Origin of the sequence: Streptomyces sp. NPDC004542, from assembly GCF_040610035.1 — a bacterium.
Lineage (GTDB): Bacteria > Actinomycetota > Actinomycetes > Streptomycetales > Streptomycetaceae > Streptomyces.
The window spans coordinates 1-10,835 of the sequence record NZ_JBEXLP010000060.1 but is presented as its reverse complement, the minus strand read 5'-3'; the positions used below and the strand labels follow the sequence as shown (position 1 = coordinate 10,835).

At 76.3% G+C, this 10,835-nt stretch carries 4 protein-coding genes; 3 read left to right on the top strand and 1 reads right to left on the bottom strand.

Going from position 1 to position 10,835, the window contains the following annotated elements; all coding sequences use genetic code 11:
• The first annotated feature begins 177 nt into the window (after positions 1-177).
• From ABZX30_RS26620 to ABZX30_RS26610, 3 genes are read left to right on the top strand one after another with little or no spacing between them, the layout of a single operon-like run.
• Positions 178-1,488, top strand: a complete 1,311-nt coding sequence (locus tag ABZX30_RS26620; protein ID WP_355937751.1) for an RICIN domain-containing protein — start codon at positions 178-180, stop codon at positions 1,486-1,488.
• A gap of 25 nt (positions 1,489-1,513) precedes the next feature.
• Entirely contained in the window at positions 1,514-4,783 is a 3,270-nt protein-coding gene (locus ABZX30_RS26615) for a BTAD domain-containing putative transcriptional regulator (protein WP_355937749.1), read from the top strand.
• A 57-nt stretch (positions 4,784-4,840) separates the two neighbouring features.
• A complete protein-coding gene (locus ABZX30_RS26610; protein ID WP_355937747.1) occupies positions 4,841-6,118 on the top strand; it encodes a S8 family serine peptidase in 1,278 nt (425 codons plus the stop codon).
• A 364-nt stretch (positions 6,119-6,482) separates the two neighbouring features.
• Here ABZX30_RS26610 and eccCa read toward each other — a convergent pair whose 3' ends face one another.
• Positions 6,483-10,481: a type VII secretion protein EccCa gene (gene eccCa / locus ABZX30_RS26605; protein WP_355937745.1), complete on the bottom strand. Its 3,999-nt coding sequence runs from the start codon at positions 10,479-10,481 to the stop codon at positions 6,483-6,485.
• Positions 10,482-10,835: the final 354 nt, after the last annotated feature.

Genomic DNA, 10,835 nt, shown 5'->3' with positions numbered 1-10,835 from the left:
CCGGCGGGCGGGGACCATCCGGCCGTCCCGTCCGCCGGGGCGTTACGACCAGGTGCCCCGGACCGGAGCGGGCGGAGCCGTCCGGCGGCCGGCCGGACGATCCCGTCGCACCGCATCGGGACATCGGGGTGAGCGCGCGAAGCGCGGCCGAGCAACGTGTGATCCAGGAGAGTGCACATGACACGCTGGGGGATCCAGCGCTCGCGTACCGAGGGCTCGGCGGTCTCCGCCGCCGCTGCGGAGACCGAAGAGGGCGTCGACGGGGCGGTGACCGCCACGCCGGACACGACCTTGCCGGAGCGACCGGAGCGACCGGAGCGACCGGAGCCGGGCCGAGCTGAGTCAGGACGACCGGCAGGGGCGGGGCGGCGGACGGCATCGGTCCCGGAGCCGGACGCCGCCCCCGCCGCCGACATGGACGCGGACGCCGATTCCGACGCGGAATCCGAGGCGGCGGAGTCCGCAACCGCGGGCTCCGCCGCCCGGCCCGACGGGGACGCGGCCGGGGAGACGGCGGGCCGCGCCGCGGAAACGGACGGACGGGCCACCGCGGCCGCGTCCGTGGGCTCGCCGGACGGCGGCAGCGGGGACGGTGAGGAGACCGAGGAGAGCGGCCGGCAGCTCTCCAAACAGACCGTGGTCGGGGCGGCCCTGCTGGCGCTGCTGGTGACCGGCACGTCCTTCCTTCTGCTCGGCGGCGGTGAGGACCGGACGGCCCGGGCCGAGAACGGCGCCCAGGGGACGTTCTCCCGCGACGGTGAGAGCGGGGCCGGCGGCATACCCGGCGCGGCAGCCCCCGCGACGTCCTCCGCCACGCCCGGCAAGCGCTCGGGGAGCGCCGCACGGGCCGCGGAGGCCGGACACCCCGGCGGCGGTGCTGGGCACCACGGTTCCGGTTCCGGTTCCGGAACCGGAACCGGAACCGGAACCGGTTCCGACGCCGACAAGCCCGCCTCCGCGAAGGGGGGCAAGAAAACGACGACGAAGGAGTCCTCGGGCGCCGGCGCGGCGGCGACCGTGGTGAACGGTCACACCAAGTCGGGCTCTTCCGGCACCTCCTCCGGCTCGTCCGGTTCCTCCACCGGTGGCGGGAGCACCGCGGCGTCGGCGACCAGCCTGGTCGGCTCCGCGTCCGGCCGCTGCATCGACGTCACCGACGGACACGCCGAGGACGGAACACCGCTGCAGATATGGGACTGCAACGGCGAGAAATGGCAGCAGTGGTCGCTCAGGTCCGACGGCACGGTGCGGTCCCTCGGCCTGTGCATGGACGTCGCCTGGGGCTCCAGCGCGGACGGCACGACGATCCAGCTGGCCACCTGCAATGGGGGCGCGGCCCAGAAGTTCCGGCTCACCGCCGCGGGCGACCTCGTCAACCCGCAGACCGACAAGTGCGTGGACGTGCGGGACCAGCAGACGGGGAACGGAGCCCGGCTGCAGCTGTGGACGTGCACCGGCACGCAGAACCAGAAGTGGTACCGGGGCTGAGGACGGCCCGGTGGAAGGCGGGAAGATGAGCGGCGGCGACCCGGGCGCGGTGCGCTTCTCCGTGCTGGGCCCGGTGCGGGCCTGGCGCGACGGTGCCGAACTGGACCTCGGCCCGCCGCAGCAGCGCGCCACCCTTGCCGTGCTGCTCGTGCGGGCCAGACGGCCGGTGGGCCTCGCCGAGGTCTCCGACGTGCTGTGGGGCCAGGAACCGCCGGTGAGCGCGGTCAACGTGATCCACCGTCACATAGGCATGCTGCGGCGGCTGCTGGAGCCCGGCCTGCCGAACCGGGCCGAGGGCGAGAGGCTGATACGGGTCGACGGAGGCTACCGGTTGCGGGTGGCCGCCGACGACATCGACCTGCTGCGTTTCCGCGGACTGCGCGACCGGGCGCGTGACGCCGGCCGCCACGGGATGCCGGCGGAGGCCGTGCAGCGGTGGAACGACGCCCTCGCCCTGTGGCGGGGCCCGGTCGCCGCCGGGATCCCGGCGGCCGTACGGACCCACCGGTTCTTCACCGCTCTGGAACGCGAGTACCTGACCGCCGTCCGGGAGGCCGCCGACACCGCGCTGCGGCACGGGCTGGCGGACCGGGTGCTGACCTCGCTCGAACAGTGCGCCGCGCGCCATCCGCTCGACCAGCAGGTGCAGGCCCGGCTGGCCCTGGCGCTGGCCGCCACCGGCCACCAGGCCGAGGCGCTCGAGACCTGCCGGCTGGCACGGGTCCGGCTGGCCGCCGAACTGGGCATCCTCCCCGGCCCCGAACTGCGCGCCGCCCAGCAGAAGGTGCTCGAGGGGAACGGCACCGGCCAGGCTCCGTCCGCGCCCGCGCCCGCCCCCTCGGCCGTGCCGCAGCGGGCGGACCTCGACGCACCGCCGCCTCCGCGGCAGCCCGCCGACGCCCAGTCGGCCGGTCTGCGCCCGGCCCCGCTCCGGCAACTGCCCGCCCCGCCGCCCGCCCTGGCCGGCCGCCGGGCGGAGACCGGGCGGCTGTCGGCGCTGGCCGACGGCGCCGGGCCGGGAACCCCGGTCGTCGGTGCCGTGTGCGGACCGGCGGGGATCGGCAAGACGGCACTGGCGCTCCACGTCGCCCACCGGCTGGCCGGCCGCTTCCCCGACGGGCAGCTCCACGTGGACCTGCGCGGCTTCGATCCGGCCCGCCCACCCGTCCCGCCGACCGATGCGGTGGGCCGTCTGCTCGGGTCACTGGGTGTCCCGGCACACCGGATCCCCGAGGACCCGGACAGCCGGACCGCCCTCTACCGCAGTGTGCTGTCCGGACGCCGGGTCCTGCTGCTGCTGGACGACGCCCGCGACGCCGAGCAGGTGCGTCCGCTGCTGCCCGGCGGTCCCGGCTGTCTGGTCCTGGTGACCAGCCGCAACCGGCTCTCCGGCCTGGTCGCGGCGGAAGGCGCCCACCGGGTCACGCTGGAGCCACTGGCGCCCGAGCAGGCGGCGGAGCTGCTGGCGGGCCGCATCGGTGCCGGACGGCTCGCCGCCGAGGCGGAGGCGTCCCGGCGGATCGTCGCGGCCTGCGCGGGCCTCCCCTCGGCGCTTGTCGCCGCGGCGGACGAAGCGACGGCCGGCGGCGGCACCGGCCTCACCTCCGTCGCGGCCGAACTGGAGCACCACGAGTCCGCCGGGCCTGCCGGCTGCGCCGGTTTCGTCGACGGGTCTGCCGAGTCCGCCGGGTCTGCCAGGTCTGCCGGAGCGGCTGGGTTCGCCGGGGCCGGCGGATCCGTGGTGTCGGACGGGCCGAAGGGGTCCGTCGCGTCGGACGGGCCCACCGGATCCGCCGGGCCTGCCGGGCCGCTCGTATCGGCCGGACCTGTCGGACCTGCCGGGTCCGCCGGCTCGACCGGGCCGCAGGGGTCCGCAGGTTCCGCTGCCTCCGCAGGATCTACGGGATCCGCCGGGTCCAGGGAGGACGCCGGGTCCAGGGAGGACGCCGGGTCCAGGGAGGACGCCGGGTCCGGCCGGTCCAGCGGATTCGGTCCGGTCGCCGGTCCGCGCCGGGCGCTGTCCGCGTCGTACCGGACGCTCACCCCGGCGGCGGCCGGGCTGTTCCGGCTGCTGGCGCTGCACCCCGGACCGGACGTCGGCACGGCGGCCGTGTCGGCCCTGGCCGGTGTCGCGTCGCGGCGTGGCCGCACACTGCTGGCCGAACTGGCCGACCTGCACCTGGTCACCGAGCGGGCCCCGGGTCGCTTCGCGCTGGGCGCGGCGGAACGCGCCTGTGCCACCGAGCTGGTGCACGAGGTCGACTCCGCCGAGACGCGGGGCGCGGCGGTACGCAGGCTGCTCGGCCACGTCCTGCACACGGCGCGGGCGGCGGCCCGGCTGCTCGCCCCGGCGCCGTACTCCCAGGCGGAACCGGACGCCGCACCGGACGCGGAGCCGGACCGGGCCGGGTTCCCGGACGCCGCGGCGGGGTCGGCCTGGTTCGCCGCCGAACTGCCGGCCCTGCCGGAGATGGTGCGGCTGGCCGCGCACGCGGGCAGCGCCCCGGACGACGAGATCACCGCCTGGCGGCTGACGGCGGCCCTTGAACCGCTCTTCGAACGCGGGGGGCACGGGCAGGCGTGGGCCGCGGCGGCCGGTACCGCACTGGCCGCCGCCCGGCGGGCCGCCGACCTGCCCGGCCAGGCCCGCGCCCAGCTCAGCCTGGGCCGCGCCTACGGGCGACTGGGCCGCGACGCCGAGGCCCTCGCCCCGCTGGAAGAGGCGCTGGGACTGTTCACCGCCGCCGGCGACGGATCCGGGCGGGCACGGGCCCACCTGGCCCTGGCCGCCGTCCACGACCGGCAGGGGTGCCACGAGCGGTCGGCGTGGCACGCCAGGTCGGCGACGGAACTGTCCAGGGCCGTCGGCGACCGGCACGCGGAGGCGTCCGCGCTGAACGCCCTGGGCCGGGCCCGCTGGCACCTCGGCCACCCCGGCGAGGCCCTCGCCCACGGCCACGGTGCCGCCGTGCTCCACCGGGAACTGGGCGACCGGTACGGGGAGGCCCTGGCATGGGACGGCCTCGGCGACGCCCAGCACCGGCTCGGCTTCCCCGAACAGGCGGCGGCCTGCTACGAGCGGGCGGTGTCGTTGCTGACGGGGGACGAGCACGAACCCGGGGACGCGTACGAGGACGGCCACGCCGCCGTCGCCGCGGTCCGCGGGAAGCTCCGCGGCCTGGAGCGGGAGACGGGCCGCGCGGCGGATCCCGGCGGCGCCCCCGGCCGGGACGCCGCGCGGACCGGGCGGGCACTGCGGGCCGCCCGCCCCCCGGCGCTGATCTCCCTGATCTGACCAGACCCCGCCCCGACGACGACCCCGGCCCCCGACCAGCGAAGGACCCCGACGCAGATGTCCGCCCCCCAACCCCACCGGCACCGCGGCGAGCGGCGGGCCCCCGGCACGCTCGCCGCCGTCTGCGCGCTGGCCCTGGCGCTCGGCCCGGCCACGGCGTCGGCCGCGACGGCCGCCGACTCGACGCCGGCGGCGTCCGGTACGTCCGGCACGTCCGGGGAAGGTGTGCGACTCCCCGTCATCCCGGGCACGCTGCGGTCCGGGGCAGCGTGCACCAAGGCATCGCCCACCGTCATGAACGTCACCCCGTGGACGCACGACGTGCTGGACCTGTCCGGCGCGTGGGCGTTCTCCCGGGGCGCCGGAGTCACCGTGGCCGTCGTCGACACCGGCGTGGCACCCGGCACCCGCGGGCTGACCGGCCGGGTCACGGCGGCCGGGGCCGCCGACGACTGCGTGGGGCACGGCAGCTTCGTCGCCGGCCTGATCGCGGGCGCGGCGGGCAGCGGCGGCGGAGCCGACTTCGGCGGGATCGCGCCGCAGGCCCGCATCCTCGCCGTACGCGGTACCGACCCGCTCGGCCGGGCGGACGCCGACCGGGTCGCGGCGGGCATCCGCACGGCCGTCGACGCCCATGCCCAGGTGATCGCGGTGCCGCTCGCACTGCCCTCCGGCAGCGCCGCGCTGACCTCCGCGGTGCGGTACGCGGCCGCGCACGACTGCGTGGTGGTGGCGGCCGCCGTACCCGACAGCGCGCCCGCTTCCAGCACCGGCTCCGGCTCCGGCTCGGCCTCGGCCGATGCCGCCCGGCCCCGGAAGTACTGGCCGGCCGCCGAACGGGACGTTCTGTCGGTCGTGGACTTCGGGCCGGACGGCACCCGCCCGAAGGACGCACCGGAGCCCGAACAGGCCGACCTGGCCGCGCCGGGCGACAAGGTCGTCGGCGCCGGGCCGCGCGGCAAGGGCCACTTCACCGGCAGCGGTGCCTCGTTCGCCACCGCCTACGTCGCCGGCGCCGCCGCCCTCGTACGCTCCCACGCCCCGCGGCTGACCGCCCCTCAGGCGGTCCGCAGGCTGACCTCGACGGCGTACCCGGCCGACGTCCCGCGGCTGGACGCGTACGCGGCCCTCACCGCCGTACCGCACGGCGGAACCGGTCCGGCGACCGCGGTGTCACCCCGGCCAGTCGTGTGGTCCTCGGCAGATGGCCGGGGTGCCCGGCTGATCGCGGCGGTGGTGGTGGCCGTGGCGCTGGGGGCGGTGGCCGTCGCGGCTGCCGTCCGGGGAGCGGTCCGCGGTCGTCGTCGACGGGCTGTTCCTGGCGCGGCGGACTGAACGGCCGCGCCGGGGTCCGCCTGTCCGGCGGTCGGGTGGTGCCTGCGTCCGCGCCGGCTCTCGGGCTGCCGGTCCGGTGGCGGTGTGCCGGCCTGCCCGGTGGTGTGGTCCTCGGCAGATGGCCGGGGTGCCCGGCTGATCACGGCGGTGGTGGTGGCCGTGGCGCTGGGGGCGGCGGCCGTCACGGGCCGCCGCGCGGGGTCGGCCCGGTCAGCGGTCGGTCCGGTCCGCAGGTGGCGGCCCGTCGCTCCGGCCGGTGGTGCCGTCTTCGGTGCGACGGCCGGGGCCCGCTCGTGGTCGTGGGCCCGCTCGTCGCCGTGGCACCGGTGTCGGAGGGGCCGGCCTTCAGCCGGCCCCCCGGCCGTCACTCCTCCAGCAGCGCCGTCTGCACCTGGACCGTCTTGCGGCGGGTGATGCGCAACGCCCGGCCCGGCGGCAGGACCCGTGGCTTCACACTGCCGAACAGGTAGCCCTCGGAGGGCGGGCAGGACAGCAGCAGACCCGGCGTGTTCACCTCCAGCATGCGGCGCAGCACCATGTCGCCCAGGCCCCGGCCCGCGCCCGCGGCGGACCGGGTGACCACCAGGTGGAACCCGATCTCGTAGCCGAGGGCGAGGAAGTCGAGCAGCGGCTCGAAGGGATTGCGGCCCAGCGCGCCGCCGACCAGGTCGTAGTCGTCGACCAGGACGAACAGGGTGGGCCCCTGCCACCAGTCGCGCAGCCGCATCCGGGACGGCGCGATGTCCTGGCCCGGCATCCGGCTGCGCAGGGCCCGGCTCGCGCCCTCCGCCAGTTCCCGCAGTTGGTCGACCGAGACCGCGTGGCCCAGCCGGTACTCCTGAGGTACCGCCTCGACCAGGTCCCGCCGGTAGTCCACCACCAGGATCCGGGCCTCGTCGGGGCCGTAGCGCTCGGTGATGCCCTTGGCCACCAGCCGCAGCAGGTTGGTCTTACCGGTCTCCGAGTCGCCGACCACCACCAGGTGCGGGTGTTCGGAGAAGTCGTGCCAGGCCGGGGCGAGCTTCTCCTCCTCCACGCCCAGCGCGATCCGCAGGTGCCCGTCGGGGGCCGGCAGCCCGGCGGCGGGCAGCGTGACCGGCAGCATCCGGACCGCCGGGGCCGCCGGTCCGTGCCAGTGCCCGGCGATCTCGAGGACGGTCCGCTCCACGCCCTCGGCGAGGTCCTCCTGGTCCTGGGTGCCGTCGACGCGGGGCAGCGCGGTCAGGTAGTGCAGCTTGGTCTCCGGGGTCAGGCCACGGCCGGGGACACGCGGCACCGAGCGGGCCTTGCGGATGTCGATCACCGACTCCATGGGGTCGCCCATCTTGAGTTCCAGACGGGTGCCCGCCTGGTCGCGTACCTGCGCCGCGAGTTCCACCCAGCGGGCGGTGGTGACGACCAGGTGCACCCCGTAGTTCAGGCCGCGCATGGCGAACTGGGAGAGCGTGGTGACATGGTCGAGGTGGTCCTGGCGGAGTGTGCCCCAGCCGTCGACCACGAGGAAGACGTCGCCGTACGGCTCGTCGGGGAACTCCCCGGCGGCCCGCCGCTTGCGGTACGTCGCCATCGAGTCGATGCCGTGCTCGAGGAAGAACCGCTCCCGGTCGGCGAGCACCGAGGCCACCGCCGCGACGGTACGGCCGATGCGCTCGCCGTCCACGTGTGCGGCGACCCCGCCGACGTGCGGCAGGCCGGCCAGCCCGGTCAGGCTGCCGCCGCCGAAGTCGAGGCAGTAGAACTGCACCTCGCGCGGGGTGTGGGTGAGAGCCAGGGCGACGATGAGGGTGCGCAGCAGCGTCGACTTGCCGCTCTGCGGGCCGCCCGCGATGGCCACGTGGCCGCCGGCCCCGGACAGGTCGACGACCAGCGGGTCGCGCCGCTGGTCGAACGGCCGGTCCACGACGCCGAGCGGCACCCGCAGCGCGCCACGGACCACGGCCTGACCCTGGGCCCGGCCCGCGCCGGAGACGGCCGCGACGGTGAAGCCGCGTTCGGCGTCGGGCCCCAGCTCGGGCAGCAACTGGTCCAGGGTGGGCGGCAGGTCCAGCGGCGGCAGCCACACCTGGCGGGCGTCGGGCCCGGAGGCACGCAGCCGGTCCACGGCGGTGGCCAGCAGCGACGGGGCGGCGGCCTCCTCCGTGCTCTCCTCGCTCTCCTCCCCGGCCCGCGGAGCCGGGTCCGGCAGCTGCCGGGGCGCCACCCAGCCCACGCTCCACGGCACCACTTGACCGGCCACCTGGGCCCGGGCCAGGGCGCCGCGCCGCTGCCGGTACGGTCCGGAGACGTAGGCGGCCCGGAACCGGGTCAGCGCCTCCACGCCGGTCTTCAGGTAGCCGCTGCCCGGCTGCGACGGCAGCTGGTAGGCGTCGGGCACACCGAGCACGCCGCGGCTCTCCATGGCGGAGAACGTGCGCAGGCCGATCCGGTAGGACAGGTGGCTCTCCAGCTGGTGCATCCGGCCCTCGTCCAGGCGCTGCGAGGCCAGCAGCAGATGGACGCCCAGCGACCGGCCGAGCCTGCCGATCATCACGAACAGCTCCATGAACTCCCCGTGCGCGGCGAGCAGTTCGCTGAACTCGTCGACCACCACGAACAGGCTGGGCAGCGGTCCCAGCGGAGTACCGGCCGCGCGGGCCTTCTCGTACTCCAGGGCGGAGGTGTAGTTGCCGGCCGCGCGCAGCAGTTCCTGGCGGCGGATCAGCTCGCCGTGCAGGGCGTCCTGCATCCGGGAGACCAGGGCCACCTCGTCGGCCAGGTTGGTGATGACCGCGGAGGTGTGCGGCAGCGCGTCCAGTCCCAGGAAGGTCGCGCCGCCCTTGAAGTCGACGAGGACGAAGTTCAGCGTCTCCGAGGAGTGGGTCAGCGCCAGCCCCAGCACCAGGGTGCGCAGCAGCTCGCTCTTGCCGGAGCCGGTGGCGCCGATGAGCATGCCGTGCGGGCCCATGCCGCCCTGCGCCGACTCCTTGATGTCGAGTTCGACGGGCGAGCCGTCGGCGCCGACCGCGATCGGCACCCGCAGCCGGTCGGCGGCCGCGGTACGGCCCTGCCAGTACGCGGCGGGATCGTGCCGGTGCAGGTCGGGGATGCCGAGCAGGGTGGCCAGCTGGATGTCGGAGGACAGCGGCTCGGTGCTGTCGGTGGCCAGGCTCAGCCGGTACGGGGCGAGCAGCGCGGCCAGCGAGCGGGCGGCCGCCGGGCCCATCCGGTCGGGCCGGCCGAGCACGGTGGTCTGCTCCTGGCGGCTGCGGTCGGTCCGCACCAGCCGCAGCTCGCCGTCGGAGAAGTCCAGCCGCAAGGTGGTGCGTCCCGGCCGCCAGGTCAGGGCGCCCGACAGGTCCAGGACCACGCAGTTGCGGAAGCCCTGCCCGTCCAGGCGGTGCCCCGCCGGCACCTGGCCGCCGTCCACCACGATCACGGTGAACGGCTCCTCGCGCCCGGGCACCGCGTCCGGGTCGAACGGCGGGCGTTCCTGGAACTCGGCGCCGAGCAGGTTCTCCAGCTCGGTCACCGACGGCGCGACCAGCCGGGACGGTCCGGCGCCGTCCCGGTCGTGGCGGTGGTGGGCGTGCGGCAGCCACTTCAGCCACTCCCACTCCCCGCGCCGCTCGTCCGACACGCACAGCGCCACCCACAGGTCGTCCGGTGCGTGGAAGACCGCCAGCTGGGCCAGCACCGCGCGGCAGGCCGCCCGGATCCGTTCCTCCTCCCCGCGGGTCAGCACCTTCGCCCAGGCCCGCAGATAGACGCCGACCGGCTGGTCGGGGACCGTGGAGTAGGCCCGGATGAACCGGCGCAGGGCGTGCGCGCTGAGCGGTTCCAGGTCCTCGACCGGCTTGGTGGACATCGGAGTGAGCCGGATGCCGAGCCGCTGGTCGCCGACGGCGATCCGGACCTCGGCGAAGTCGTCGTCGGTGGGACGGCGCTCCCACAGCCGGGTGGTGCGCACCATCGACCACAGCACCGCCGGCTCCGGGTGCCGCCAGATGAGCGCCTGCCGCTGCTCGGCGACCGCCTTGCGGATCTTGCGGCGCACCTGGCTCAGGTAGCGCAGGTAGTCGCGGCGCTCGCCCTTGGTGCGGCGCTTGCGGTCCGCCCGGCCCCGCATCACCTGGCCGACCAGCATCGCCACCGAGGACAGCACCATCATGCCCATGGCGATGTAGCTGAGGACGGTGTTCTCGCCCGGCCGCAGGAACATCACCAGCATCGACGCGGACATCATGCCCATCGGCAGGAACGTCCAGACCGCCGAGGTGTCGGCCTGTGCCTCCGGCAGCGTCGGGGGTTCCTGGAGGGACAGCTCACCCTGGGGCATGCCGGGGCCGCGGCGGCGGGCTGGTCTGCGGAAGAGTTCCACGGACAACGGAACGGGGCTCCTTAGGGTGGCGCCGCGGCACCGCCGGACCGGTGCGTACCGCCGGGCGGCGGTGTGCGCACCGGTCCGGCGGCGGCAGGCGGTCCGGTCGTCGGCGGGCCGCCCGGAACGGGCGACCCGGTCCCCGGAGCGGGTGGACGCGGGCGCATACGAGCGGATCTGAGCGGATACGAGCGCAGGGGACGGCCGCGGGCAGCCGTGCCGGCCGCGGCCGTACCGTGTCGTCCGCTCGCGCGTGCGCGCGGCGTGCGCCGGGAGACCTCGCCCGGATCCTAGGCAGGCGGCAGTGCGCGAAAAGTGCCTCCACCGGTATCCCGTGCCGGGCCGCACCGCCCGCCGCCC

Coding starts and splice junctions, on each gene's coding strand:
- ABZX30_RS26615 (WP_355937749.1), top strand. CDS start 1,514: ATGAGCGGCGGCGACCCGGGCGCGGTGCGCTTCTCCGTGCTGGGCCCG.
- ABZX30_RS26620 (WP_355937751.1), top strand. CDS start 178: ATGACACGCTGGGGGATCCAGCGCTCGCGTACCGAGGGCTCGGCGGTC.
- ABZX30_RS26610 (WP_355937747.1), top strand. CDS start 4,841: ATGTCCGCCCCCCAACCCCACCGGCACCGCGGCGAGCGGCGGGCCCCC.